23 protein-coding genes and 1 tRNA gene are annotated in these 25,895 nt (G+C 74.4%); 14 read left to right on the top strand and 10 right to left on the bottom strand.

Annotated elements, in window-relative coordinates; translation table 11 throughout:
* Nucleotides 1–32 precede the first annotated feature (32 nt).
* Nucleotides 33–106 (bottom strand) — tRNA-Lys (locus tag D7231_RS22690).
* Nucleotides 107–232: 126 nt separating this feature from the next.
* Here D7231_RS22690 and D7231_RS22685 point away from each other — a divergent pair.
* From D7231_RS22685 to D7231_RS22675, 3 genes are all read left to right on the top strand, one after another.
* Nucleotides 233–652, top strand: coding sequence for a DUF7144 family membrane protein (locus D7231_RS22685; protein WP_120757347.1), 420 nt, complete (start codon nucleotides 233–235; stop codon nucleotides 650–652).
* Nucleotides 653–833: 181 nt separating this feature from the next.
* Nucleotides 834–1,175, top strand: a complete 342-nt coding sequence (locus D7231_RS22680; RefSeq protein ID WP_241999861.1) for a hypothetical protein — start codon at nucleotides 834–836, stop codon at nucleotides 1,173–1,175.
* Between the two features lie 65 nt (nucleotides 1,176–1,240).
* Nucleotides 1,241–2,233 carry a MurR/RpiR family transcriptional regulator gene (locus D7231_RS22675; RefSeq protein WP_120757346.1) on the top strand — a complete coding sequence of 331 codons (993 nt, stop codon included), beginning with the start codon at nucleotides 1,241–1,243 and terminating at the stop codon, nucleotides 2,231–2,233.
* A gap of 342 nt (nucleotides 2,234–2,575) precedes the next feature.
* Here the strand turns inward: D7231_RS22675 and D7231_RS22670 are convergent, their stop codons facing one another.
* Complete coding sequence (locus D7231_RS22670; protein WP_120757497.1) at nucleotides 2,576–3,598, bottom strand: Lrp/AsnC family transcriptional regulator; 1,023 nt, start codon at nucleotides 3,596–3,598, stop codon at nucleotides 2,576–2,578.
* 124 nt (nucleotides 3,599–3,722) lie between these two features.
* Between D7231_RS22670 and D7231_RS22665 the strand changes: the two genes are divergently transcribed.
* Nucleotides 3,723–5,279: an MFS transporter gene (locus D7231_RS22665; protein ID WP_120757345.1), complete on the top strand. Its 1,557-nt coding sequence runs from the start codon at nucleotides 3,723–3,725 to the stop codon at nucleotides 5,277–5,279.
* 148 nt (nucleotides 5,280–5,427) lie between these two features.
* Here the strand turns inward: D7231_RS22665 and D7231_RS22660 are convergent, their stop codons facing one another.
* Nucleotides 5,428–6,267 (bottom strand): PaaX family transcriptional regulator C-terminal domain-containing protein, encoded by an 840-nt coding sequence (locus D7231_RS22660; RefSeq protein ID WP_158673799.1) that lies wholly within the window; start codon nucleotides 6,265–6,267, stop codon nucleotides 5,428–5,430.
* 67 nt (nucleotides 6,268–6,334) lie between these two features.
* Here D7231_RS22660 and D7231_RS22655 point away from each other — a divergent pair, with 67 nt between their 5' ends.
* The gene (locus tag D7231_RS22655; protein WP_120757343.1) at nucleotides 6,335–7,060 is read left to right on the top strand and encodes a VC0807 family protein; all 726 of its coding nucleotides are present in this window, start codon (nucleotides 6,335–6,337) and stop codon (nucleotides 7,058–7,060) included.
* Nucleotides 7,061–7,124: 64 nt separating this feature from the next.
* On the opposite strand, the gene D7231_RS22650 is transcribed toward D7231_RS22655, so the two are convergent.
* Nucleotides 7,125–7,829, bottom strand: a complete 705-nt coding sequence (locus tag D7231_RS22650) for an esterase/lipase family protein (protein WP_120757342.1) — start codon at nucleotides 7,827–7,829, stop codon at nucleotides 7,125–7,127.
* Nucleotides 7,830–8,040: 211 nt separating this feature from the next.
* Between D7231_RS22650 and D7231_RS22645 the strand changes: the two genes are divergently transcribed.
* Complete coding sequence (locus D7231_RS22645) at nucleotides 8,041–9,774, top strand: helix-turn-helix domain-containing protein (RefSeq protein WP_120757341.1); 1,734 nt, start codon at nucleotides 8,041–8,043, stop codon at nucleotides 9,772–9,774.
* Nucleotides 9,775–9,834: 60 nt separating this feature from the next.
* On the opposite strand, the gene D7231_RS22640 is transcribed toward D7231_RS22645, so the two are convergent.
* Nucleotides 9,835–11,079 (bottom strand): alpha/beta hydrolase, encoded by a 1,245-nt coding sequence (locus D7231_RS22640; protein WP_120757340.1) that lies wholly within the window; start codon nucleotides 11,077–11,079, stop codon nucleotides 9,835–9,837.
* Nucleotides 11,080–11,228: 149 nt separating this feature from the next.
* Between D7231_RS22640 and D7231_RS22635 the strand changes: the two genes are divergently transcribed.
* Nucleotides 11,229–12,206: an ArsR family transcriptional regulator gene (locus D7231_RS22635; RefSeq protein ID WP_120757339.1), complete on the top strand. Its 978-nt coding sequence runs from the start codon at nucleotides 11,229–11,231 to the stop codon at nucleotides 12,204–12,206.
* A 58-nt stretch (nucleotides 12,207–12,264) separates the two neighbouring features.
* Here D7231_RS22635 and D7231_RS22630 read toward each other — a convergent pair whose 3' ends face one another.
* Both D7231_RS22630 and D7231_RS22625 read right to left on the bottom strand, forming a co-directional pair.
* Nucleotides 12,265–13,539 (bottom strand): MFS transporter, encoded by a 1,275-nt coding sequence (locus D7231_RS22630; protein WP_241999860.1) that lies wholly within the window; start codon nucleotides 13,537–13,539, stop codon nucleotides 12,265–12,267.
* A gap of 124 nt (nucleotides 13,540–13,663) precedes the next feature.
* Nucleotides 13,664–14,233 carry a helix-turn-helix domain-containing protein gene (locus tag D7231_RS22625; RefSeq protein ID WP_120757337.1) on the bottom strand — a complete coding sequence of 190 codons (570 nt, stop codon included), beginning with the start codon at nucleotides 14,231–14,233 and terminating at the stop codon, nucleotides 13,664–13,666.
* 130 nt (nucleotides 14,234–14,363) lie between these two features.
* On the opposite strand from D7231_RS22625, the gene D7231_RS22620 reads away from it, so the two are divergent.
* Complete coding sequence (locus tag D7231_RS22620; protein ID WP_120757336.1) at nucleotides 14,364–15,215, top strand: class I SAM-dependent methyltransferase; 852 nt, start codon at nucleotides 14,364–14,366, stop codon at nucleotides 15,213–15,215.
* A gap of 49 nt (nucleotides 15,216–15,264) precedes the next feature.
* Here D7231_RS22620 and D7231_RS22615 read toward each other — a convergent pair whose 3' ends face one another.
* Entirely contained in the window at nucleotides 15,265–16,053 is a 789-nt protein-coding gene (locus D7231_RS22615) for an alpha/beta fold hydrolase (protein WP_120757335.1), read from the bottom strand.
* A gap of 220 nt (nucleotides 16,054–16,273) precedes the next feature.
* On the opposite strand from D7231_RS22615, the gene D7231_RS22610 reads away from it, so the two are divergent.
* From D7231_RS22610 to D7231_RS22600, 3 genes are all read left to right on the top strand, one after another.
* On the top strand, nucleotides 16,274–17,080 hold the full coding sequence (locus D7231_RS22610) for an endonuclease/exonuclease/phosphatase family protein (RefSeq protein WP_120757334.1): 807 nt from the start codon (nucleotides 16,274–16,276) through the stop codon (nucleotides 17,078–17,080).
* Nucleotides 17,081–17,302: 222 nt separating this feature from the next.
* Complete coding sequence (locus D7231_RS22605; protein ID WP_120757333.1) at nucleotides 17,303–18,007, top strand: DUF4142 domain-containing protein; 705 nt, start codon at nucleotides 17,303–17,305, stop codon at nucleotides 18,005–18,007.
* 6 nt (nucleotides 18,008–18,013) lie between these two features.
* Entirely contained in the window at nucleotides 18,014–19,462 is a 1,449-nt protein-coding gene (locus D7231_RS22600; protein WP_120757332.1) for a DUF1996 domain-containing protein, read from the top strand.
* A gap of 266 nt (nucleotides 19,463–19,728) precedes the next feature.
* On the opposite strand, the gene D7231_RS22595 is transcribed toward D7231_RS22600, so the two are convergent.
* On the bottom strand, nucleotides 19,729–20,874 hold the full coding sequence (locus D7231_RS22595) for a PucR family transcriptional regulator (RefSeq protein WP_120757331.1): 1,146 nt from the start codon (nucleotides 20,872–20,874) through the stop codon (nucleotides 19,729–19,731).
* Between the two features lie 583 nt (nucleotides 20,875–21,457).
* Here D7231_RS22595 and D7231_RS22590 point away from each other — a divergent pair.
* From D7231_RS22590 to D7231_RS22580, 3 genes are all read left to right on the top strand, one after another.
* Entirely contained in the window at nucleotides 21,458–22,027 is a 570-nt protein-coding gene (locus tag D7231_RS22590) for a hypothetical protein (RefSeq protein ID WP_241999859.1), read from the top strand.
* Nucleotides 22,024–23,535, top strand: a complete 1,512-nt coding sequence (locus D7231_RS22585; RefSeq protein ID WP_120757330.1) for an NADH-quinone oxidoreductase subunit NuoF family protein — start codon at nucleotides 22,024–22,026, stop codon at nucleotides 23,533–23,535. Before D7231_RS22590 ends, D7231_RS22585 begins: the two co-directional genes overlap by 4 nt.
* 152 nt (nucleotides 23,536–23,687) lie before the next feature.
* On the top strand, nucleotides 23,688–24,686 hold the full coding sequence (locus D7231_RS22580) for an SCO0930 family lipoprotein (RefSeq protein ID WP_120757329.1): 999 nt from the start codon (nucleotides 23,688–23,690) through the stop codon (nucleotides 24,684–24,686).
* Nucleotides 24,687–24,753: 67 nt separating this feature from the next.
* On the opposite strand, the gene D7231_RS22575 is transcribed toward D7231_RS22580, so the two are convergent.
* Nucleotides 24,754–25,839 carry a polyprenyl synthetase family protein gene (locus D7231_RS22575; protein ID WP_120757328.1) on the bottom strand — a complete coding sequence of 362 codons (1,086 nt, stop codon included), beginning with the start codon at nucleotides 25,837–25,839 and terminating at the stop codon, nucleotides 24,754–24,756.
* Between the last annotated feature and the right edge of the window lie 56 nt (nucleotides 25,840–25,895).

Genomic DNA, 25,895 nt, shown 5'->3' with positions numbered 1-25,895 from the left:
CCGCCGAACGCATCGGCGGGGGCTTTTCGTTGTGCGCCGCCAGGGACTCGAACCCCGGACCCGCTGATTAAGAGTCAGCTGCTCTAACCAACTGAGCTAGCGGCGCGCGACATGAATATTACATGACTTTCGCGGGTGCGCTGACCGGCCTCACGCCGCACGATGGAGGTGAGGGTCCGCCTGCCGTACGGATCGCCGTGCGGGCTGTCGTACAGGCAAGGGAGGTAGTCCCATGTCATCCACCCTCCATCCGCAATCCGAGAGATCCCGGGCCGCCGCTAGTGGCCTGACGCTCTTCGCGGCCGTGATGATGCTGGTCGTGGGGTTCATGAATCTCTTCCGGGGAATCATGGCCATCGTCCACGACAAGGTCTTCGTCACCACCCCGGACTACGTCTTCAAATTCAGCCTGGCGGGCTGGGGCTGGGTCCACCTGCTCCTCGGCATCGCGGCGCTCATGGTGGGCGTGGGGCTGTTCCGGGTGAGCCTGTGGGCCAGGGTCCTCGGCGTGGCCGTCGCGGCCCTGCTGCTGCTCGCCAGCTTCCTGTCCATCCCCTATTACCCGCTGTGGTCGATCGTCGTCATCGCGTTGTGCGCCTTCGTCATCTGGGGACTGTGCGTGGTCCAGCCCGAGGACTCCCCCGACTCGTAGCGAGTGACGTCGCCGGCAACGGGTGAGGCTGCTCGTGAAGGGTGGCGCTCATAACGGGTGAGGCCGCTCGTAACGGCCGGCGCTCGTAACGGGTGACCATGCCCGGCCGGCGTCGTTCACCGTGTGAAGACTTTCCGGGCATTCCCGGGAATTCTCCCGCAGCCGAGTCGAAGGATCAGTGATGCGCTTCTTCCGTCCCGCACTCGCCACCGTCGCCGCCACCGCCACCATCGCCGCCGCCGGATACACGCTCGCCCTGGCCTCACCCGCGGCCGCGGCCGGCACCGCAAAGGGCTGGTTCGCCTGGGTGGGGCCCAAGGGCGCGCCCTTCTTCATCGAGAACCCGCCGGACGGCCGGTGCCTCACGATGAGCCAGGAGTCCCAGGGGGCGCACAACGCCACGGCGCTCCCGGCGACGGTGTACCCGCAGAAGGAGTGCAAGGGCACGCCGCTGCGCCTCGACCCGGGCCGCCACGCGCCCCGGAACGCCTCCTTCGCGAGCGTGAAGTTCGGTTCGCACTGACGAACGGGTCCCGGCGCGCCCATCCGCTATGTTGAGCGGAAGCGGTACGAGAAGGAGGCGCACCGGTGCCATCAGGGCAGCAGGCTCGCTCGCGAGCGTCCCAGCAGGCACGCGCCCAGGCGTCGCAGCAGGCCCGCGCGCAGGCGTCCGCGATCACGCCGGGCCGCCCCGGAAAGGCCGGCGAAGAACGGCCGCCGGCGGCGGAGGCGCCCCCTGCGGACAAGGTCCGGGCCCTGTTCGGCGCACACCGGCTGTCCCCCGGGCAGCGGCGCATCGCGCAGTACATCACCGACCACCTCACCGAGGCCGCGTTCCTGTCGATCACGGACCTCGCGGAGCGGGTCGGCGTGAGCCAGCCGTCGGTGACCCGCTTCGCGTCCTCCGTGGGCTTCAGCGGATACCCGGCCCTGCGGGAGGCGCTGCAACCCATCGCGCTGAGCGCGGTCGCGGGCGTGCCCGGCGCGCGCGAGGAGGACCGCCGCAACGAACTGCAAGCGGCCGTGGACGCCGAGATCACCAACCTGGAGAGCCTGCGCCGCTCCTTCACGGACACCGACCGGGTGCTGGAGGTCGGCCGCGAGCTCGCCCGCTCCGTCCCGCTGACCATCCTCGGCCTGCGGATCTCCGTCTCGCTGGCGGAGTACTTCGCCTACGCGGCCAAGCGCATCCACCCGGATGTTCGGCTGGTCTCCCGTGGGGGCAGCGTCGCCTACGACGCCCTGTTGCAGTCCCGGGAGGCGGGCGGCACGTGGGTGCTCGCGTTCGCCATGCCGCGGCACTCCAAGGAGATGCTGGCGGCGATGCGGGCCGCGCGCCGCACGGGGCTGCGCGTCGCGCTGATCACGGACACGGGCCTGGGCCCCCTGGCCGAGGAGGCCGACGTGACGCTCACGGCCGGCACCGGGTCACGGCTCGTCTTCGACTCGTACGCGGCGCCCGGGATCCTGTCGGCGGCGCTCCTCCAGGCCATGGCCGACGCCGACCCGGAGCGCACGCAGCTGCGGCTGGAGAAGTACGAGCAGGCGGCCGAGCAGCACGACTTCTTCCTCGACGACTGATCCCGCGGCCGGCCCCGCATCCGATATCGGGACTTTCAGTTCCGGATCGGTCCCCGTAGCGAATGAAAATTTTCATACCCTTGCTTACTGGGCAGTAAATATATTTACTGCGTGTGGCACCCGGGCCTGCAGCGCTCGCGACGGCGAGTACCCGGGGCGTCAGTGGCGAACACCAGGGACGAGACCCTCCTCATCGGCCCTGCGCGTTCCGTTCGGGTGCTCCGCTCCCCTCGGACACCCCCGGCGGCCCCGGCCTACCCCTGGGCCGGGACCGCCGGCAACACTCTTCGCGGCGTACGGCATGCGTCAAACGGCATACGCCGCCGCATGAGTCGTACGAGGTCACGAGGCGTCGTACAGCCGGCTGCCGTCGCTCAGCAGCCCCGCCCGCTTCACCTGCCGGAGCACCGGAAGGACCTCCAGCCGGTGCACGGCCGTCAGCGCGCCGATGCCCTCGGTCATATACCGGTACAGGTCGCGCTGATCGCGGCAGAGCACCGTGGCGGCGAGGTTGGCCGAGCCGGTCACGGCCGCGGCGAACGGCACCTGGGGATGCCCGGCCAGCGCCCGCCCGACCGCCGCCAGCTCGCTCGGCGCGACCGTGGCGGAGATCCCCGCCTCGATCCCGAAGCCGAGGTGGACGGAGTGGACCTCGACGTCGAAGGAGAGCGCGCCGCTCCCCCGCAGGTACTCGATGCGCCGCCGGACCGTGGACTCCGACCGGCCCGCCGCCGCGGCCAGCTCCGGATAGCCCGCCCTGCCGTCCCGGGCGAGCACGGCCAGCATCGCGTGGTCGGCGTCGTCGAGCCGGACGATGTCCTCGGCTTCGCCGCCCTCCCCGTCCACCGGCGCCGGCACTGACGCCGGCGTCAGCTCCGCGATCTGCTCCGGCGTCAGCCCGTCCCGGGCGAACCAGCGGGTCCCGCCCGCGGTGTAGTCGTGCAGCATGGTCTGCGCCGTGACGCCCGTGACCTGCTGGGTGCGCGGCAGCTTGCGGAGCAGGAGCGCCTCGTGGTCCTCGCGCGTGCGCGAGCTGACGAGGCAGCCCACCTCCGTACCGCCCGAGAAGATCTTGACCCAGCCCGTGTCCGGGCGGCGGGCCAGGGCCTCGGCGATGGCCACGGCCGCTCCGGGGACGCACTGGATGCGCAGCCGGGACTCGTAGAGGCCGACGCGCTCGCCCTCGGGCAGGCCGAGCACCCGGAGCAGCCCGGCGCCGCGCAGCCGGCGGTAGCGGCGGATCACCGTCTGGTCCGTGGTGCCGAGGACGGCGGCGATCCTGCTGAACGCGGCCCGGCCGTCGACCATCAGCGCCTGCACGATCCGCCGGTCGAGAAGGTCGAACACCCGATCCTCATCGTTCATGGTTTCCATCATTTCACAGCCATCCCACACCGGATTCCGTCATCACCCCCGCCCTGGGTTCTGAGAAAGAGCCACAGGATGCGACCTTCGATCTCTTCGAACAAACCCTCTGGAGGTCAGGAAAATGCGAAAGTGGCTGCCGCTCGTCGCGGTGTGCCTGGGGACGTTCATGCTGCTCGTGGACGTGACGATCGTCGTCGTGGCACTCCCCGACATGGCCGAGAGCCTGCGCACCTCGTTCGCGGACTTGCAGTGGGTGATGGACATCTACGCGCTCGCGCTCGCCGCGCTGCTGCTGGGCGTCGGTTCCCTCGCGGACCGGATCGGCCACCGGCAGGTGTACGTGGCGGGCCTCGTGCTCTTCGCCCTCGCCTCGCTGGCCTGCGGGCTGGCCACCGGCCCGCAGGCGCTGATCGTCTTCCGCGGCGTCCAGGGCATCGGCGGCGCCGCGATGCTCGCGACGACGACGGCCCTGATCAGCGGCATCTACCACGGCAGGGACCGGGGCGTGGCGTTCGGCGCGTGGGGCGCCGTCAGCGGGGCCGCCTCCGCGGCAGGCCCGATCATGGGCGGTCTGCTGACCGAGCACCTGGACTGGCGCTGGATCTTCTTCGTGAACCTGCCCATCAGCGTGCTGGCCATCGTGATGACGCTGCGGTTCGTCGCCGCGGCGCCGCCCCGCCGGGGCCGCGGCGTGGACCTGCCCGGCCTGGCCTCGTTCACCGTGGCGGCGGGCGCCGCGACGTACGCGCTGATCAAGGGCAACGACTACGGCTGGACGTCGGCCGCCACGCTCGGGCTCTTCGGGCTCGCCGCGGTCGCGCTGATCGCGTTCCTGCTGATCGAGACGCGCCGCGAGCAGCCGCTGCTGGACCTGTCGCTGTTCCGCGGGGCGTCGTTCTCGGGGCTCATGGTGGCCGCGGTGCTGATGTCCGTCGCCGCGTTCTCGTACCTCGCCTACACCTCGCTGTGGCTCCAGTCCGTCCGCGGCATGGGGCCGGTCGCCGCGGGCCTCACGTGCCTGCCCATGAGCGCGGCGGCGTTCGTCGTCGCTTCGCTGGCCGGGCGCTTCCTGCACGACGTCTCGCCGCGCTGGACCATCGGCGGCGGGCTGCTGCTGATCGGCGCGGGCGCGTTCCTCCAGGCGACGGTGGACGCGGGCTCGACGTGGACCGCCCTCGTGCCGGGCCTCGCGGTGACCGGCATCGGCGTCGGCATCGCCACGCCCACGCTGGCGTCCGCGGCGATGGCCTCCGTCGCGCCGGAGCGCGGCGGCATGGCCAGCGGCGCCGTCAACACCGCGCGCCAGCTCGGGAACGCCCTGGGCATCGCCGTCCTGGGCGTGGTCTTCCACGCCGGGCTGGCGGGCGCGCTCCGCGACCACGGCGCGGGGGCCGTCGCCGACCCCTCCGCAACCGCCGACGCGCTGGCGGGCGGCCAGGCCGGCGCGGTCGTCGCCCACGCGGCCCCCGCGCAGCGGGACCTGCTCGGACAGCTCGTGCACGAGGCCTTCGCAACCGGGCTGCGCGAGACGTTCCTCGTCTCCGGCGCGCTGGGCATCCTGGGCGGCCTGGTGGCCCTCGCCCTGGTCCGCCGCCCCGCGAAGCCCGCGGCGCTCCGCCCGCCGCAGGCCGCTCAGCCCGCCGAACCGGCCCCGGCGGTCGCGTCCGCCCGCGGCTGATTCGGACTCCCGCGGCCTGGCGGAACGACTCATGCGGCCGCGCGGCCGGTTACCTGCCGCGCGGCCGCAAGGCGTGGGGCCTCCCCGGCGCGGACGCCGCAGCCGCCCCGGCCGCGGCAGGCCCCTTCTCTTGGGGGAGGGGCGGGGTTCACTCCTCCCCGGCTACGACCTCCTGCACGTATGCGATCACCGGTGGGCCGAAGTGCGCGTACGTCCGGCCGACCGCGGCCAGGAGTGCGGGCAGGGGCCAGTCGTCCGGGAGGAGTTCGGGGGGCAGGCCGGGCGGGGTTCGGAGGGTGTCCGTCAGGCTGCCGCCGAAGAGCTGCGCGTAGGCCGCGAGGGCCGCGGCGCTCGGCCCGGGCGGCACCGGGTGCTCGTCGATGGCGGCCACGAGGCGCGCGGTGTGCTCGCGGTAGCGGCGGTCCAGCTCGGCGAGCTCCCAGGCGCGGTGGGCGACCTGGGCGGCGTCGGCGGTGGAGAGTTCGACGCGCCCGAAGTAGACGGTTCCCTCCTCGGGGGGTCCGCCGAGTTCGGCGAGCAGGTGGTCGCGGCGGTCGGCCGGCGAGATGAGGACGCCGGGCTGCATGAGGCCGTAGCGGGCCAGGGAGGCGGCCCGGCGCAGCCGGTCGCGGTAGGCCCGGCGCGCTTCCGGGACGGTGTAGAAGACGGCGTGGAAGAAGCCGTCCCAGGGCGGGGGTTCGGGGCGGCCGTGGCGGACCTGGCGGAAGGACTCCAGGAAGGTGCCGGCGAGGTGGTAGTCGGCGCCGCGGCCGCGCGGGGACGCGGCGATGAGGCCGTCCCGGCGCATGCGGGCGATGAGGGAGCGGGCGGCGGCCGGGGTGAGGCCCACGTCCGTGAGCAGCTTCACCAGCGCGACGCCGGGCAGTTCCTCACGGCCGGCCACTCCGTAGAGGAACGGCACCAGGGTGACGTTGGCACCGCGCGAGACGTTCGCACCGTTCTGACGACCTGTTACGCTCCCGTTCACGATCGTGAGCATATGCGATACAGATCAGAAATGCATGTGGGTACCAAGAAAAATGAACGGGGCGGGAATGACGAACGCGCACGGCGCCGGTGAGAACGGCAAGAGAAGCGGCGGCGGCAAGGCGCTGATGAACTGGGGGCCGGCGATCCTGTTCGGCGTGATCCTGCCGTTCGTCACCTACGGGATGCTCACCGACCACGGCGTGAGCCAGGTCAAAGCACTGCTGCTGATCACGCTGTGGCCCGCCGTCGAGACGCTCCTGCACCTGGCGATCAGGCGCCGGGTCGACGAGTTCGGCATGATGATGCTGGCCCTGATGCTGCTCGGCGCGCTGAGCGCGGTGGCGTACAACAGCACCGAGCTGATGTTCATCAAGGAATCGGCGATCACGGGTCTGCTGGGGCTGGCTTTCCTCGGCAGCCTGGCGATGCGCCGGCCGGCCATGTTCTACCTGGGCCGCAAGTTCGGCACGGACGGCACTCCCGAGGGCGTGGCCCGCTGGAACGGCCTGTGGGAGTACCCCGGCTTCCGCCGCATGCAGTACCTGATGACGTCGGTGTGGGGCGCCGGCTTCCTGCTGGAGGCGGCGATCCGCGTGGCGCTCACGTACGTCCTGCCGACCAAGGCCATGGTGCTGGTGAACAACCTGTTCCCGCTCGTGGTGGTGGCGGCGCTGGTCGGCTGGACGACGGTGATGGGCAAGCGGGGACGGGCCCGGTCGGCCGCGGCACAGGCCGCGCGGGCGGCCGAGGGGACGGCGGAGGCCGCGCCCGTCGCGCAGAGCATGGCGTAAGCAGTACGCACCTGCGGGGCGCCCCGGGCGTCGTGGCCGCGCTCGGCCACGACGGCCGGGGCGCTCAGGCTTTGAGGACGGACGCGACCTGCGTCAGCAGTCCGACGTCGGTCAGGAATCCGAGGTGCGTCTCGCAGGGCACCAGCGTGTTGACCGCCCCCGCGAGCGGCGTGCTCGTGAAGGGGTTGATCACGCCGTCGCACGGCGAGTACCAGGTGCGGTAGTCGACGGCGCCGGGCGTCTCGTCGCCCGACGCGAGTCTCTTCAGGAAGTCGGAGCCGGGCGACATCTCCTGGCAGGAGACGGACAGCACGGTGCAGAGCCCGGCGATGTACGTGCCGTGGTGGGGCGCCGCCAGCGACGCCATGTGCTTGATGTCCGCGGCGCCGCCCAGTTCCTTCGCGTACCAGAGGGAGACCAGGCCGCCCATGGAGTGGTTGACGATGTCGACCTTGTCCGCCCCGGTGCCGGCCTTCACCTTCGCGACGAAGGCGGCGAGGCCCTGGGCGCTCGCCTTGTTCGAGGCGAAGAAGTCGTAGGAGTAGGTATAGAGGTCGCCGGGCCTGTACCCGGCCGCCAGGAACGCCGCGATCGCCGGGTCCCACGTCACGCCGCCGCTGAGATAGCCGTGCACGAACACGACCGGCGTACGGGCGGGTGCGGATGCGGATGCGGGCATGGGTGCGGCTTCGGCGGAAGCCGCCGGCCCCGCCGTCACGGTGGCGGCCACGGCCGCCGCCAGGGCCAGGGCGCTGATGGTCCTTCGCATACGGTCCTCCCGGTGTTTCCCGGTGTTCCCGGTGTGAGTGGGGTGCGCAACGGATGCGGAGAGAGCGTGCAGCGCCTGGCGGGGGATGCGCATCGGCGAAATCACCAGGGTGCTCGGAGCCTTTGCGGTGACCGGCTCTCCCAGCGGCCTACCCAACGGTTTTACTTACGGGTAACTTGCTGGCAACGCCCCGCACCGAGGAGGAGCCCTCGTGCGCGACCCCCAGCCCGGCTCCCGCCGCACCGGCACGGCGGGCGCAGTGGGCACAACAGGCACGGCGGACACGACAGGCACGGCGGGCCGGACGCGGCGCCTGCACGTCCGGTGCGCGTCCGCGCTCGCGCGGGCCGCCGAGCGCGCGGACGACGACGGTGCCCGCGCCCGGCGCCTGGCCGCGGCCGCGGACCACGCCCGGCGCGCCGGACTCCCCTGGCGTGCGGCGGCGTTGCGCGCCCTCTCCCTCCGCCGGAAGGCCCTCTCCGCCGCCGGCGGGCAGACCGAACTGACCCGCGGCCTCCGGTCCTTGCGCGCGGGCGAAGTGATCGACGCGCGGGAAGCACTGCACCTCGCCGCCGCGCTGTACCGGCACGCGGACCGCCCCGGCGACGAACTCACCGCCCTCCTGCACGCCGCGGAAGCGAGCTGGACGGCCGGTGACGGCGCGGGATACGCGGACGCGGCCTTGCGCATCGGCGGTCACGGCGCCGCGCCCGAGGCGGTGCGCGACTACTTCCGGGGCATCGCGGCCGCCCTGCGCTGCGATCACGCCCGGTCCGTCCCCGCGCTCCGGGCGGCGTCCCGCCGCGGCGCGGCCGCCGCCGACGGGCACCCGGCCACGCCCGTCCTGGCCTGCCGCGCCGCCCTGATGCTGGGCGAGGTGGCGCACGCGCGGGACCTCGCCGGCCGGGCCCTGGCCCGCGCGGCCGGAGGGCAGCGGGCGGTGCCGGAGCTCCTCGGCCTGCTCGCGCTCGTCGAGCTCGTCGCCGACAACCACGTCCGCGCCGGGGCCCTCGCCGAGCGGGGCCTCCGGGCCGCCGTCGCCGACGGCCGCCACAACACCGCGGCCCAGTTGCACGGGACGCTCGCCATGGCCGCGGCGGTACGCGGGGACGCCGCCGCCTGCCGCGACCACGCCCGGCGGGCGCTCGGCACGGCCCAGGCCCACGGCTTGATGGTCCCCGCCCTGCTGGCCACGTGGAGCCTGGGCCGGCTGGACCTCGCGCAGCAGCGGCCGCGGGCGGCCGTCGAGCTGCTGCGCCCCCTGGTCCTCGGGGAGTCCGGGGTCCACCACTTCGCGTGGCGCCTGCGGGTGATCCCCTCCTTCGTGGAGGCCATCGCCCTCGCCGTCGCCGAACTCCCGGGCCCGGCGCGGAAGCGGGCCTGCCGCCAGGCGCGGCTGATCCTGCGGACCCTGGAGGAGTGGGCGGAGGTGACCGGCGACCGGCCTTCCCGGGCCACGGCCCTGCACTGCCGGGCCGTGCTGGCGGTCACCGCGGCACCCGCCGCCGCGGACCCGTGCTTCGGCCGGGCGCTGGCGCTGGTGGAGCGCGTGGGCTCCGAGTTCGCCCAGGCCCGTACGAAGCTGGCGTACGGCATGGCGCTGCGGCGGCTGCGCCGGCCCGCGGACGCCCGCGCGCACCTGCGGGGCGCGATGCTGCTCTTCGAGGCGTGCGGGGCCGGGGTGTGGGCGGAGCGGGCCCGCGACGAGATGCGCGCCGCCGGGCAGGCCGAACCGGGCGACCGGCCCCGGCCCGCGGCCTCGCTCACCCCGCAGCAGCTGCGGGTGGCCCGGCACGTCGCGGAGGGCCGCACGAACCGCGAGGTCGCGGCCCTCCTCGCCGTCAGCCCCCGGACGGTCGACCACCACCTGCGCAACGTCTTCGCCGCGCTCGGGATCCGCTCCCGCGTCGAGCTGGTCCACGCGCTGACGGCCCATCAGCTGTGAGCGGCCGTGAGCCGCGCGCCGCGAGTCGCCGTGCCCGCTCGGCTCAGTGCGCCGGTCAGATCAGTGCGTCGGCAGGTGCCGGGCGAAGAACGCGCGCAAGTGGTGGCGGACCGCCGGTACCGAGACGGCCGGGGAGGCCGTGCCGACCATCTTCGCGCGGTCGGCCGCCGTGACCAGCCCTGCGGCCTGCAACTGCGGTACCAGGGCGGCGTAGTCGGTGAAGACCCAGTGCGCGGCGCGGTCGAGCTGCCGGCGGCAGGCGCGTCCCCGCGAGTGGGCGAGCACGGCCGGCCACGAGTGCTCCAGCCCCTTGCGGTCCTGGAAGCCGTCCGTGCCCAGCAGGAGCAGCGGCCGGTCCGTACCGTAGCGGGCGACCGGGTACAGCTCCCCTTCCCCGCCGGGCGTCTCCGGCGCTCGGTCCAGGTAGCCCTCCAGGTTGACCGCCGCGCCGATGCGCCGGTCCTGGTACATCGCCTGCGTCACGGCCGTCCCGCCGGCCGAGTGTCCGTAGGCGCCGACGCTACGCAGGTCCAGCGCCCGGCCGAGGTGTTCGGGCAGGGGGCGTCCTGCCGCGTCCGGGTTGCGCCCCGCCGCCAGGGCCGCCATCCGGTCCAGGACGAACCGGAGGTCGGCGACCCGTGTGTCGATCAGGGTGCGGAAGAGGGCCGGGGCCGTCCTCGGGTCGTAGCGCAGGACCGTCGGGCGGACGGTGTCCCGGCCGGTCATGGTGACGGGGAACTCCACTTCGCAGGCGTCGCCCGGGTGGTCGACGGTCACCACGACGTAGCCGTGGCTCGCCAGTTCCTCCGCGGCGCCGGTGCCCATGGTGCGCGGGTCGCCGCCTCCCGGGCTGTACAGCAGGACGGGCCTGCGGCGCGCGGCGTCCGCGGGGGCGCCCGTACGGGACCGGGTCGTGGTGGCCGCCCAGTCGACGCCGGACGCCGGGAGCTCCGGGTGGCTCCTGCGGCCGTCCGCGCCGAAGTCCGCGGCGGCGCCCGCGGTCATCTGCGGTGCGCGGGGGCGATCGCGTACGGTGCGGGCCGGGTAGAACACGGTGGCCATCACCTCGCGGACGGGGATCCGCGGCTCCAGGGGGTCGCGCCGCGAGCGGTCGACCAGGTAGAGGGCGGCGGCTCCGGTACGGTACGGGCCCGTGGGGGCCGGCAGGCGCAGGGTGACGCCGTCCGCGGTCGTCCGCGCCCGCGCGGCGGCGGGGCCGGCGGCGCCGCCCGCGAGAAGGGCTCCGGCGGTGGCGGCCAGGGCCGAGGTGATGACGGTCCGCCGGTCGGCAGGATGGCGCAGCATGGGTCTCCCTTTGCAGGCGTGGTGATCTCGGTGCTTGTGCTCGGGGGCACGCCCTGCATGCTGGTTCCCGGCGGGGCCGCGGTCGAAGGTTCAGGCTCTGCCCGAAACGATGGCGGGAATGTCTGCGGGGATGTCTGCGGGGGGGGGCAGTGATACGGATCCGTTTCTCGGCCGGCGACTTCGCGCGCGTCCGGTTCGCGCCGCAACCCGTGCCGCTCCAGGCCCTCAACACGGCCTTCATGATGCTGTTCCGCGGCGACGACCACCTGCTCTTCGGCCGCTGGCGGCAGCGGCTGCTCCGCTCCCTGCCGGCCGCGGTGGAGCCCCTGGGGGACCTGGTCACTCCGGCCGGGGCGCCGCTCTTCCTCGACGAGTTCGGCGACGAGGCGGGCAGCGCGTCGGAGGACGGCCCGGATGCTGTACGGGCCGCTCCCCCGGGCCTGGTCCGCGCGGAACTGGAGCGCGTGTACGCCGGGCACCCGGCGCCGCCCCCGCCGTGGATCCGCGACCTGCACCGGGGCGACGCCGGCGCCTGGCAGGTCCTCCGGCGCGCCCAGCACGCGGCCTTCGAGACGGCCGTGCGGCCCGTGTGGCCCCTCGTGCAGGACCTGCACCGGGCGGAGTTCACCCGGTACGCCCTGGCCGTCGCCGAGCACGGCGTCGGCACGGCCCTCACCACGCTCGTGCCCGGCAGCCGGCTGCGCGGGGACGTCTGGGAGCTCGCGGCACCCGTCGAGCGGGAGCTCGCGCTGCACGGCCGGGGCGTGCTGCTCCTGCCCGCGTTCCAGTGGACCGGCCACCCGCTCGTAGCCGGCCTGCCCGGCCGGCCCCTGGTCCTGAGCTACGCGGCGGGCCCGGGGCTGCCCCTCTCCCCGGAGGGGGCGGGCGACAGGGACGGTGCACTGGCCGAGGTGCTCGGGCGGACCCGCGTCGACGCCTTGACCGCACTGGCGGAGGAGCACACCACGACCGGCCTGGCGAGGCGTCTCGGCGTCAGCAACGCCACCGCCTCCGCACACGCCGCCGCGCTACGCGGCGCTGGCCTGATCACGTCGGAGCGCGCGGGAAGAGCAGTACTGCACCGCCGGACAGAACTGGGAAGCCTGCTGGTACGGGGGCGAGGCTGACCTCTGCCCGCGCGCCCCGCCCGGCCGGGCTCACCCCGCCCGGGCGCCGGGCAGCGCCCTACGGCTGCGGTGAGCGCGCGTCGTAGCGGGCGAAGTTGCGCCACTGGGCCGCGATGAGCGCGGTCGCCGCCACGCAGGCGAGGCCGCCGCCGACGACCGCCCAGGCCGGTGAGGCGAGGTCCGCGGCGGAGCCCGCGAGGAAGTCGCCCAGCCTCGGGCCGCCCGCGACGACGACGATGAAGACGCCCTGGAGGCGGCCCCGCATGTCGTCGGGCGTGGCCGCCTGGAGCATGGTGGTGCGGAAGACCGCCGAGATGCTGTCGGCGCACCCGGCGAGCCCGAGGAAGAACAGGCCGAGCCAGAGGTTGCGGCTCAGGCCGAAGACGGTGACGGCGGTGCCCCAGGCGCCGACGGAGAGCAGCACGGCGAGCCCGTGCCGGTGGATGCGGCCGAGCCAGCCGGAGAACAGCCCGCCGAGCACCGCCCCGACGGCGGGCGCGGCGACGAGCAGGCCGACGGTCTTCGTGTCGCCGCCGTACCAGAGCCCGGCGATGGCCGGGAAGAGCGCTCTGGGCTGGGCCAGGACCATGGCGGCCAGGTCGGCGAGGAAGGTGATGCGCAGGTTGGGGCGGGTGACGAGGAAGCGCAGGCCGCCCCGTACGGAGGCGCGGCCCTGCCCCGGCCGGCCGCCGTCCTTCTCGGGGCGCATGGAGGGCAGGCGCCACATCGCGTAGAGGGCGAAGGCGAAGGAGACCACGTCGACCAGGTAGGCGGCCTGGAACCCCCAGAGGCCGACGACGGCGCCGCCGAGCATGGGGCCGCCCATGAGGCCGAGATTGGTGGTCAGCGAGGTCAGGGCGTTGGCCGCGGGAAGCTGCTCCGGGGGCAGGAGCTTGGGGATCATCGCGCTGCGGGCGGGGCTGTTCATGGCGAAGCAGACGGACTGGAGGGCGACGACGGTGTAGAGCAGCCACACCTGCCGCAGGTCGAGCAGCGCGGCGGCGGCCAGCACGACGGACATCAGCGTGGCGCCGGACGCGCTGGCCAGGCCGAGGGTCCGGCGGTCGACGGTGTCGGCGACGGCCCCGCCGTACAGGCCGGCGGCTATCAGCGGGACGAGGGAGCACAGGCCGACCAGGCCCACGGAGAACGTGGAGCCGGTGATCGCGTAGACCTGCAAGGAGACCGCGAGGGCGGTCATCTGCTGGCCCACCCAGGACACGGTGTTCCCGGCCCACAGGCGGCGGAAGTCCGCGGAGCGGCGCAGGGGGGTGAGGTCGGCGAGGTAGCGGGTGCGCTGCGCGGGCCGGGCGGCGGGAGGAGCTTCGGGCACGGGAGGTCTCCGGGGATGGGCACAAGGGCGGCAGCCCACAACATCGCCAGGGAGGTCCGCGTGCGGCAACAGGATTTTTGAGCGAGTGTCAGATCCCGCCCGAATATCGCGTCCCGTCCGAGGGTCAGGTCCCGTCCGACGGCTTGGCGCGCACGTGCATGCGCTCGCCCTGCGGGCCGAACACGCTGATGACCTCCACCGGGGCGTCCCCCGTGGAGCCGAACCAGTGCGGCAGGCGGGTGTCGAACTCGGCGACCTCTCCCGGCTGGAGCACGATGTCGTGGTCGGCGAGCACCAGCCGCAGCCGGCCGCTGAGCACGTACATCCACTCGTAGCCCTCGTGGGTGCGCGGCTCGGGCGTGCTGCGGGTGGGGCCGATGACCATCTTGAAGGCCTGGAGCCCGCCCGGCTGCTGGGTCAGCGGCACGACGGTCGAGTCTCCGCGCCGGACCGGCTTCAGGCGGACCCGCGGGTCGCCGACCGGGGGCGCGCCGACCAGCTCGTCGAGGGGCACCTGGTGGGCGTGCGCGATCGGCAGCAGCAGCTCCAGGCTCGGCTTCCGCTGCCCGGACTCCAGCCGGGACAGCGTGCTGACGGAGATCCCGGTGGCTTCGGACAGCGCGGCGAGGGTGCACTGGCGCTGCCGGCGGATCCGCCTCAGCCGCGGCCCTACGGCGGCGAGCACTTCTTCCATCCCCCTATTGCAGAAACAGCAACAAGGTTTGTCAAGGAGTCCGGTCCGGCCGCACAGTCTGCGCCGGAGGGCACGAGCGCAAGCACGGGCACGACACCACAGGCGAACGCGACGCTACGGAGCTGATGAGATGGCGCACGAGACGAACGACTTCGACTGGACCGCGCTGGCGGGCATGCTGGAGCTCGAGGGCGAGGCCCACAGCCCCTACGTGCAGCAGGCCTTCGAGGAGCTGGAGCGGCTGGTTCCGGCGCCGGGGCGGATCCTGGACGTCGGCAGCGGCCCGGGGGTCGCGGCCTGCCGGCTCGCGTCGGTGTTCCCGCGGGCCGAGGTCGTCGCGGTCGACGGCTCCCCGGAGCTGCTGGCCCTGGCGGAGAAGCGGGCCGCGCGGCTCGGGGTCCGGCTGGGAACGCGGGCGGCGGAGTTCCCGGCGGGGCTCGCCGGCCTGGGGACCGCGGACCTGGTGTGGTCCGGGCAGGTGGTCCACCACGTCGGCGACCAGCAGGGCGCCCTGGACCGGCTCGCCGGGCTGCTCGCGCCCGGCGGCGTGCTGGCCGTCGTCGAGGGCGGGCTGCCGGCCCGGTGCCTGCCGCGCGACCCCGGCTTCGGACGGCCGGACCTGCACAGCCGGCTGGACGCGGCGATGGCGGACCGCTTCGCCCGGATGCGCGAGGAGCTGCCCGGGTCCGTGGCGGTGACCGAGAACTGGTCGGAGATGCTGCGGGCGGCCGGCCTGACCGAGGTGCGGAGCAGGACCTTCCTCGTGGACCGGCCGGCGCCCCTGGACGAGGGGACGCGGCAGTTCCTGCGGCAGATGCTGGAGCGGCAGCGCCGCATGGCCGCCGAGGCGCTGGACGCCGAGGACGTGGCGACGCTGGACCGGCTGCTCGATCCGGCCGATCCCGCGGGGATCGACCACCGGCCCGACCTGTTCCTGCTGGTCGCGAAGACGGTGCACTTCGGCCGCCGCCCGCGGGACTAGCCCGGGCGCCGCCGTCCCGGGCGCACCGGCCTGATGCCGGACCGCCGCCTCACTCGCCGCGTTCGCACTCCGCGAGGAAGTCCAGCACCAGCGGGCTCGCCACCGCGCGGAACTCCTCGAAGTAGGCGTGCCGCGCGCCGGGGATCACGTGCAGCCGGGCGCCCGGGATGCGGTCCGCGAGGAGCCGGGCGTTCGCGGCGGGGTTGAGGATGTCGTCGCCGCCGTGCACCACCAGCGTGGGCGCGGAGATGCCGGGCAGCGCGTCCCAGGTGTCGTGCCCGTTGCTGGCGGCCAAGTGGCGGCGCCGGGCGTACGCGGGCATGTCCGGATCGCCGAGCACGCCGGAGGGGCCGCCGTGGGCCGCGGGCCAGGCGGGGGTGTACATCAGGGCACGCAGCGCCTGCCCCGCCGCGGGCCCGGGCCGGGCCAGGGACCTGCGGACGTCGTCGCCGCGCTCGACCGCGTGCGGGCCGCCCGGCGACGTACAGCCGAGGACCAGGGCGCGGACCCTGTCCGGGTGCCGGACGGCGAGCTGCTGGGCGACGCGCCCGCCCATGGAGGTGCCGTAGACGTGGGCGCGCTCGATGCCGAGGGCGTCGAGAACCGCGATCACGTCCCGCGCGAACCCCTCGGTGCTGTACGGCTCGTCGGGCTTGTCGCTCCCGCCCGTGCCGCGGTAGTCGAGGGTGACGGTGCGGTGCGCGGCCCGGAAGTCGCCGCGAATGCCGTCCCACCAGTGGTGGTTGTTGGCCTGGCCCGCCAGCAGGACGAGCGGGGTCCCGTCCCCTTCGGCCTGATAGGCGATGCGGATCCCGTCCGCGGTCCCGGCGTACGGCATGGGCACATCCTTCCGGCAGGCTCCTGATGATGACGGGCAGTCACAGTGAGCACCAAGGGTCGATCACAGTAAGCACCACCGGCACCGGGGCCGCAGTAACGCGCGTCACGAGATCCACCGGCCAGTGCCGCCCCGCTCCTTGCCCGTGCGGGCGCGCCCCGGGAGGATCCTCCGGGACGTTCCGGACCTTCCCGGACGGCCTTCCCGATCAGGAGGCGCCATGCCTGCCCCTGTTCCGCACCCCCACCGGTGGGGACTGCGCGTGATGACGTTCAACCTGCGGTACGCCTCGGAGACCGACCCCCACCCGTGGTCGCAGCGCCGGCCCGTGATGCGGCGGCTCCTGCGCCACGAGAGGCCCCACCTGCTGGGGACCCAGGAGGGCCTGCACCGGCAGCTGCGCGACATCGCCGAGGACCTCGGCCCCCGCTACGCCTGGCTCGGGCTGGGCCGGCACGGCGGCAGCCACGACGAGTTCGGGGCCGTCTTCTACGACACGCTGCGGCTCGCGCCGGAGGAGTTCGACCACTTCTGGCTGTCCGCCACCCCGTCCCTCATCGGCTCGGCCACCTGGGGAAACACCGTCGTCCGGATGGCGAGCTGGATCCGCTTCACGGACCGGCACACCGGCAAGGGGTGCTACCTCCTCAACACCCACCTCGACCACGCCCACCAGTACGCGCGGGAGCGCAGCGCGGAGCTGATCGCCGAGCGACTGCGGGCCCTGGACCCGGCGCTCCCCCGCATCGTCACGGGCGACTTCAACGTCCCGGCCCACGGCAACCCCGTCTACGACGCGCTGCTCGCCGGCGGGGCCCTGGCCGACACGTGGGACACCGCCGCCGAGCGCGGCCCGCAGTACGCGACGTTCCACGGCTACCGGCCGCTGGTCCCGGACGGCGACCGCATCGACTGGATCCTGGCGTCCCCGTCGGTCCGTACGCTGCACGCCGGCATCAACACGTACTCCCTCGACGGCCGTTTCCCGAGCGACCACCTCCCGGTTCAGGCCCTCGTCGAGCTTTAAGCGCCACAGCACACGAGGGTCGTCGCCGAGGCGACGGCCCTCGTCTTCGTGAGCCCGGGGAGGCCCGGCCGGCGTGCGGCACCCTGCGCGCGCGGAACGGTAGCAGCGTGCGGGCGCCGGGAACGGGGGTTTGTCACCCGGTGCGAATCCTCGTCCGCCGCGCTCCCGCGGCGGTTAGCGTCCGTGGGCGTTCCGGCAGCCGAGTCGAGCGAAGAAGGTGCCATGCGACCGGTACGTCCCCTGCGATCCGTACGCCCCTTGCGGTCCGTGTCCTCCCTGCGGGCGCTGTCGCCCGCGTCCCGGCGGACCCTCGGGACCGGGCTCGTGGTCTTCTCCCTCGCCGCGACCCTGCTGGCGCTGCTGATCCCCGTGTACCTCTTCGGTGGCGCCGGGACCGCGTCGGCCAGTGCGCGCACCGCGTGGACCGACGACGGCGAGGGCACCCGGCAGACGCCGTCGGGGCCGCTGACGGCGCTGGACCGGGACTTCGTCCGGCGGGTCCGCCTGGCCGGGCTCTGGGAGAAGCCCGCGGGGAAGCTCGCCCTGGAGCGCGGCACCACGGACGCCGTGCGGATGGCCGGCGAGCACCTCGTGGACGGTCACACCGAGCTCGACCAGCGGTCCGCGGACACGGCCCGCGCCCTGGGCGTGAGCCTGCCGGAGCGGCCGAGCGCCGAACAGCAGGGCTGGCTGGACCAGTTGCAGGGCTCCCGGGGCGCGGCCTTCGACCGGATCTTCGCGAACCTCGTGCGCGCGGCCCACGGCAAGGTCTTCGGCCTGGTGGCCCTCGTGCGCGACCGCACCTCCAACGCGCTGGTACGGGCCCTGGCGACGCGCGCCAACACCGTCGTCCTCGACCACATCACCGTCCTCGAGAACACCGGACTCGTCGACTTCCCCCACCCAGGCGACAACGAAAAGAAGTGACCCCACATGATGCGACAGGCCCACAAACGCTCGAAGCTGAGGACCCGGGCGGTGGTCGCGGCCGCGGCGCTGCTGCTCGGCGGAGGCGGTACGGCGATCGTCGCCGACTACGCCTCGGCCCGCGGCGCCCGGGACGCCGGCAGAAGCACGCAGCAGAGCGCCGGGCAGACGGCGACGGCCATGACCATCTCCTGCCCCGACGTCGGTGACCGGCTGCGGGACGTCCCCGCCGCCGCGCAGCCCGACGTCTCCCGGGGGCTGTCCCAGCTCGACGCCCAGGTGGCCCGGGCCTACGGGCGGCTGACGGGGGCCGGCCACGGCGCCGGCGGCCACGGCGGGGCGAACGCGGATGCGGACGCGGGTGCGGGCACGGACACGGTGCTCGGCGACCTCCAGCAGCAGCGCACCGAGACCATAGGCCGCATCGCCGGCTCCATGCGCGCCGCGGGGAACGCCGGCTCCGCCACGGACGGGCTCACCGGGCTGAGCCGCTGCACCACCAGCGAGGTCAGCACGGCCGCGGCCGACGACTCCTCCCGGACCCTCAGCTCCCGGCTGGGCGACCGGGGCATGCCGGGCGGCCCGTCCCGCGCCGACTTCGCCGACATCAGGAACGCCCCCGCCGCGAAGCGCACCCCCGCCACCGGCCGGGCCGGGTCGACCGGCACCTTCACCACGGTTTGCGGGCGCAATGAGAATGGCCACTTCAACCCCGACAACGTCATCGTGACGCCCGGGGTGCGCAACGGCGCGCACCATATGCACGATTACGTGGGCAACAAATCCACCGACGCCTTTTCCACCGACGCGAGCCTCGCCGCCGCGGGCACGACCTGCGCCAACGGGGACAAGTCGACGCACTACTGGCCGGTGCTGCGCGTCCTGAACGGAAAGGCCGCACCGGACGCGAATGCGCCCGGCGGCGGGCACGACGGGAACATGGGGACCATCCTGCGGCCCGCGTCCGTGACCCTCCAGTTCCGGGGCAGTCCGGTGACGAAAGTGACCGCGATGCCGCGATTCCTCCGCATCATCACGGGAGATGCCAAAGCGCTCACGAACGGACTCGCCAACGCGAATGCCTCGTGGAGTTGCACCGGCTTCGAGAACCGGCAGCTGAAGGACAAATACCCGATCTGCCCGAACGGCTCGAAGGTGGTCCGTACCTTCGCCTTCCAGAACTGCTGGGACGGGCGCAGCACCGACAGCGCCAACCACCGCACCCACGTCGCGTTCGCCCGCGCGGACGGCTCGTGCCCGCGCGGCTTCCGGGCGATCCCGCAGCTGGTGCAGCGCATCGCCTACGACGTGCCGGCGGGTGTCCCGTTCGCCGTGGACAGCTTCCCCGAGCAGTTGCACAAGCCCGTCACCGACCACGGCGACTTCATCAACGTGATGCCGGACTCCCTGATGGCGAAGGCCGCGTCCTGCATCAACTCCGGCCGTACCTGCTGACGCTCCCCAGGCCCCCGGCGCGGGTGCGCCCACCCCCCACTGCACCCCGCGCCGGGAAGGCGGCGGCCCCGAACTGCCGGATTCGGGGCCGCCGTACGCCCTTCCGGCGGATCAGCCGGGTCTCCGGTCGCGGCCGGCCGACCTTCCGCCGGGCTCCCGCCGCTGCGGCTCCTCGCCGTTGCGGCGGGTCTTTTCTGCCGCGACGGCGGCGCCGGCCGGCGCGGGGCGCGTCCGCACGTGCCCGTGGCGCGGCGCCGCGCCACAGCTCACAAGCCGTTGACCCGGGCCGCCCTGCCCGCCGCTCCCATGGGGTGGACGGCGGCACCGAGGGCCCGGGCGGAGCCGTGGGCCCGCGAGCGCAGCAGCCTGGCCCTGGCCATGAGCCGCCGGCTGCGCAGGGCGAGCTCCAGCTCGAAGCGGCTGTGCGGTTCGCGCATCGCGGGCCCGAAGAGCTTCTCGATCTGACGGAGGCGGTAGCGCACGGTCTGGGGGTGCACGTTCAGCGTGCGGGCCGCCTCCGGGGCGCCACCGCTCTCCAGCCAGGCCAGGAGGGTCACTTCCAGGCGTTCGCTCTGCCGCGGGGTGAGGTCGTCCAGGGGCCGCAGCCACCGTGCCGACAGGGCCCGCGCCAGGGACTCGTCCTGAAGCACCAGCAGGTCGGACAGGTGGTCGTCGACGAAGGCGACGCGTTCGGCCGGGCCGCACACCGCCGCCCCGAGCCCCAGCAGCCGGCGCGCCCAGCGCAGCGACGCCGCGGCCTCCGCGACGGGCACGGAGTGGCCGACGGCGGCCGGGCGGCCGCCGAGCGCCGCGTCCAGGGCCGCCTCCAGCGCGGGGCGGGCGCGCGGCCCGGGGTCGGGGATCAGCAGGCACAGGTCGGCCTCGACCGTGCCGGGCAGGCCCTGGCCGAGCGCCGCCGCGAGCTGGGAGGTGAGCTGCGGGGACGGCGGGGGCACGAGGTGGGGCGCGGGCACCGGCGCGTCGCCCGTGCCGGCGCCGGCGAGGACGACGGCCCGGACGCGGCGCGGCAGCGGCCAGCCCGCCTGGGCGGCGAGTTCGGCGAGCACGTCGGCGGGGATGCACCGGTCGTCGGCAAGGGCGGCGAAGAGGGCCTGGCGCGCCCGGGTGCCGGGCATGGGGGTCACGACGCGGGCCGGTTTTCGCCGCTGCTGCGGTATGCGGGGGTGCTCCGCGTCCGGCGCGGGCCGCAGCCCGAGGGTCAGCAGCAGCGCCTGCTCGACGGCGGTCCGCGCCGCTTCCGTGCCGATGCGCCGGGAGACCGCCGAGAACGCCGGCGTACTTCGCTGGAGTTCCTCGACCACCTGGGCGGCGACCGCGGGGAGTTCCTTTCTCACCACCCGGGTCCACTCGCCGCGCGGCCGTGACCAGATGCGGTTCAGGATTTCGCACATCGTCTTACCTCCGGACTTCCGTACCGGGCGCGAGGGCCGGGGAACCGGAATGCGCGGGCCGGGTCCCTCTCGCCTGAGTGGGCATCATCAGCAGTCGGCGGCCGCCGAGGGGACAGCCGTACGGGAATTTGTCACAGCGCGATAAACCTTATGAAGATCCTGCGGAGATGGACGATGCTTCTGCACATTCGGCCGCCGGACCTCCGGTGGGCGGCCGGTCACACCGTGTGAATTCAACAAGGGCCCTCCCGGCGGACGACGCCGATGCGAGGGATTTCCGGATTTCTCAGGAACACGGGCGGTTGCCGGAAGCACCGGCGACCATCTTTCGGAGACCCGCATGAACATGTCGCGAATGCAAACCATCCCGCCGCCGTTCCGTCCGCGGTCACGACCGCCCCGGTCACGGCCGCGCAGCGGGCCCCGGGGCCGGCCCCGGGCCGCCGCCGGAGCCCGGGCCGCAAGGACCGGCAGGGCCGGCCGGACCGGACGGGCGCGGGGCCGGCCGCAGACGCGGCCCTCGGCCCGCCCGGCCCTGCCCGCCGCGATCCTGCTGCTCCTCGCCGTCGCCGCACAGGCCGGCGTGGCCGAACGGACGCAGGAGTTCCTCGACTTCGGCGCGGGAGTGCTCGCGCTCGTCTCGCTCACCTCCACGGTCCTGTGGGGTCTGGCCGCGACCGGCCGGCGGCTGCTGGGCCCGGCCCACCGCCTCCTCGCCCAGGGCGTGCACCGCGGGCTGGCCGTGGCCGGGCTCGGCTTCCTCGCCCTGCACATCTGGGTCAAGGTTGCCGAGGACCGTACCAGCCCGGCGGCCGCGGCCGTTCCGTTCACCGACAACGGGCAACCGCTCCTCATCGGCCTGGGCACGATGGCGGGTTACCTCTTCGTCGCGGTGGCCGTCAGCGGGGCGTTCCGCAGCGCGTTCAGCAGCGCGAACGGCTCGCGCCGGTGGCGGGCCCTGCACATGACGGCCTACCCGGCCTGGGGCGCGGCCCTGGTGCACGGCCTGCACGCGGGCAGGCCCGCGGCCGGCTGGGCCACGGCGGCGTACGCGCTGTGCCTGGCGGGCGTGGCCTCCGCGCTGGCGCTGCGCCTGCGGGCACGGCTGCGCGAGGAACGCGCGGAGCGCACCGGCCCCGGGAGCACGTCATGAGCCGCACCGCACCCGGGCCCGTGCCCGCACTGGCCACCGTCGGCCCGCCGCGGCTGCTGGCGGGGCTGGACGAGACGGCATGGATGGACCGCGAGGCGCACCTGGCCGTGCACGGCCCCGCCCCGAGCCCGGACACCGAGGAACTCGCCGAGATCTCCGAGGAGATCGGGCTGCGCGGCCGGGGCGGCGCGGGCTTCCTGTTCGCCCGCAAGCTGCGCGCCGTGGCCGCGGCGCAGCGCCGCAAGGGCTCTTCGGCGTCCGTCGTCGTCAACGGCAGCGAGGGCGAACCCGGCTGCCTCAAGGACACGGCGCTGCTGCTCTACGCGCCCCACATGGTCCTCGACGGCGCGTTCATGGCGGCGCAGGCCCTCGGCGCGCACCGCGTGGCCGTGGGCGTGACCCGGCCCGACGTCGAGCGGTCGGTGCGCCGCGCCCTCGCCGAACGCGGGCCCGGGCCGCAGGCCGAGGTGACGCTGCTGCCCGAGCGCTTCGTCACCGGCGAGAGCTCCGCGCTCGTCCGCGGCCTCGACGGCGGCCCGGCCCTGCCGTCCGGGCGCAGGGTCCGCACCAGCGAGAGCGGGCTCGGCGGCGCGCCCACCCTGCTCTCCAACACCGAGACGTTCGCCCAGCTCGCCGCGGCGGCGCGGCTCGGGGCCACGGGCTACGGCGCGTGCGGGCTGCCCACCGAGCCCGGCACCGTCATGCTGACCGTGGCGGGCACCCACGTCGTGGAGACGCCGACCGGCGTTCCCCTGACGTACATCCTCGACCTGTGCGGGACCGCGCCGGGCCAGGGCGTGCTGGTCGGCGGCTACCACGGCAGCTGGCTCCCGCCGGAGGCGGCCCGCGCGGCCACGGTCTCGCGCGACTCGCTCGCCGCGGCCGGCGGCGTGCTCGGGGCCGGCGCGGTGCTGCCGCTGCCCGAGACGACCTGCCCCGTGGGCGAGGTCGTGCGGATGGCCCGGTGGCTGGCCGCGCAGTCGGCCGGGCAGTGCGGGCCGTGCGCCCTCGGCCTGCCCTCCCTCGCGGACGCGCTCGCCGACGCGGCGGACGGCGGCGGGCAGCGCGCCCTGGACGCCGCGCGCGCCCGGATGTCCGCCGTGGAGCAGCGCGGCGCGTGCGGGCACCCCGACGGCAGCGCCCGCTTCGTGGCCTCGGCCCTCGCGGTCTTCGCCGACGAGTTCGCGGCCCACGCCCTCGGGCACGGCTGTGCCCGCCCGGTGCTCGGCGCCCTGCCGCTGCCCGAGGGGGACCTGCTGCACACCGCCGTCTCCGGTGCCCGTACGGACTCCTCCGCGCAGGCCCCGGCCGAACAACTGCTGGTGGACTGGACGCTGTGCCGCGGGCACGGCCTGTGCGCGGACCTGCTCCCCGGGCTGCTGCGGCTCGGCGCGGACGGCTATCCCGAGCGGGCCGTGATGCCGCTGCCCGCGCGGATGCGCGGACGGGCCCTGCGCGCGGTACGGCGCTGCCCGGCCCTCGCCCTGCGCATCGCGGCCGCCGGCTGAACGCCCGGTGCCGCTTTCCGGCACCGGATTTCCGGCCCCGGATTTCTGTCACCGGATGACAAGTTTCCGGCCCCGCTGAGCGTACGGCGGGCCGGCCCCGTATCTCCCCTGCAACGGCGGACCGCCGCCGGCACACGAGCAAAGGACGACTCATGAACAAGCTGCGTCACGCCTCCCTCGCGGGAGCGGCGATCACGGTCATGGCACTCACGGCGGCCTGCGGCGGCGGTGGTTCGTCCGCCAAGGACGACTACGGCAAGGCCCCGGCCGGGAGCTCCTCGAAGATCGGCGAGGGGTACGGGTCCGGCTCCGCGGGCTCCTACGGCTCCGGCGGCTCCTCGCAAACGCAGGCCAAGAACGCCCCGGCCAAGGAAATGACGGTGCGTGAAGCCCCGGGGATCGGCTCCGTCGTCGCGGACAGCACCGGCATGACCCTCTACCGCTTCGACAAGGACACGGCGAAGCCGCCCGCCTCGATGTGCGACGGCGACTGCGCGAAGGCCTGGCCGCCGGTGCCCGCCGGCGACGCGACCGCCGCGTCCGGGATCGGCGCGGCGGTCGGGGAGGTGGAGCGCTCCGACGGCACCAAGCAGCTCACCCTGGCGGGGTGGCCCGTCTACCGCTACGCCAAGGACACCGCGCCCGGCGACACCAAGGGGCAGGGCGTCGGGGGCACGTGGAGCGCGTTCGCTCCCGACGGCAAGAAGGCCGGCGGCGGCAAACAAGGCGAGGCGCAGGGCGAGAAACAGGGCGGGGCACAGGGCGACAAGCCGAACGCGCAGGCCCCCGGTGTCTCCGTGGCCGACAACCCCGCCCTCGGCAAGATCGTCGTCGACGGGCAGGGCCGTACGCTGTACCGGTTCAACAAGGACAGCGCCTGGCCCATGAAGTTCGCCTGCACCGGTACGTGCCTGGACACCTGGAAGCCGGCTGAGCCCGTCGACAAGAGCGCCGTGCGCGGGGTGCCCGACAAGCTGATCAGCACGGTGACGCGGCCGGACGGCACGAAGCAGCTGGCGGTCGACTGCTGGCCGGTGTACTGGTTCACGGGCGACAAGAAGCCCGGCGACACCGCGGGGCAGGGCAAGCAGGGCCTGTGGTTCGCGGTGAACGACCAGGGCAAGAAGGTCACTTCGGCGCCGCAGGGCTGACGCGAGGAGTCCCAGCGTCATTCCTTACGTATCGTCACATCCGAGTACGGACCGCGCGTTCATCCCGTCACGCGGTCCGTACGGCGGCCTCCCGGGCCAGGCCGCGCAGCGCCGAGCGCGCGGCGGGTGGGAAGGCGTCGTGGGCGAGGGCCTGTTCGGCCTGGGCGCAGCGGGACTGGATGAGCTGCTCGACGGTCGCGTGGGCGCCGGTCTCGGCGAGCAGGCGGCGGATGCGGTCGGCGCCCTGCTCGTCCAGGTCCGGGTTGCCGAGCAGGGTGTGCAGGACCCGCCGCTGGGCGCGGTCGGCGCGCTGGAGGGCCAGGGCGACGAGGGTGGTGTGCTTGCCGTCCCTGAGGTCGTCCAGGCAGGACTTGCCGGTGACGGCCGGGTCGCCGTAGACGCCGAGGAGGTCGTCGCGGAGCTGGAAGGCGTCGCCCAGCGGCAGGGCGTAGTTGCTGAGCAGGGCCCGGAAGGCCGGGCCGGCGCCGGCGAGGGCGGCGCCGATGTGCAGGGGGCGCTCCACCGTGTACTTGGCGGTCTTGGAGCGGCCGATCGCGAGCGCGCGGGCGGTGCTCGCGGTGGGCCGGCCGGTGGCCAGCAGATCGAGGCACTGGCCGTACATCACCTCCGTGCGCATCGTGTCGATCAGCGGGAGGACCTGCGCGAGGCGGCCGGAGCGCAGCCCGGCGGTGTGCAGCAGCTCGTCGGACCAGACCAGGGCGACGTCGCCGATGAGGACGGCGGCGCTGCTGCCGAGCCGGTCGGCGGCGGCGCCGCTGCGCCCGGTGCGGTGGCGGTCGGCGAAGGCCCGGTGGACGGTGGGCCGCCCGCGGCGGGTGGCCGAGTCGTCCATGAGGTCGTCGTGGATGAGGGCGAACGCGTGGAACATCTCCAGCGAGGCCGCCACCCTCAGGGTGGGGGCGGGGATGCCGTGACCGCCCGCCGCGTGCCAGCCGATAACGCACAGCAGGGGCCGCAGGCGTTTGCCGCCGGAGAAGAGGAAGCTCCGGAGGAACTCCGTGACCACGGCCGGATGGCTGTCCGCGGCGGCCGCGCGGGCCTTCCTCTCCAGGAACGCGGACAGCACGACGTCGACCCGGCCCCGGATGACGGGCAGGTCCAACGGCGTGGTCGCGAGTTCAGGAGTCGACATGAGGCGATCCCCTCCGGTGCCGCGTCCCAGCGCGAATATACCTCCGGGCGGGCCCC

It is taken from the genome of Streptomyces klenkii (genome assembly GCF_003626645.1).
Classification (GTDB): domain Bacteria; phylum Actinomycetota; class Actinomycetes; order Streptomycetales; family Streptomycetaceae; genus Streptomyces; species Streptomyces klenkii.
The sequence above is the reverse complement of the archived record's forward strand: the minus strand, read 5'-3'. Positions and strand labels throughout refer to the sequence as shown.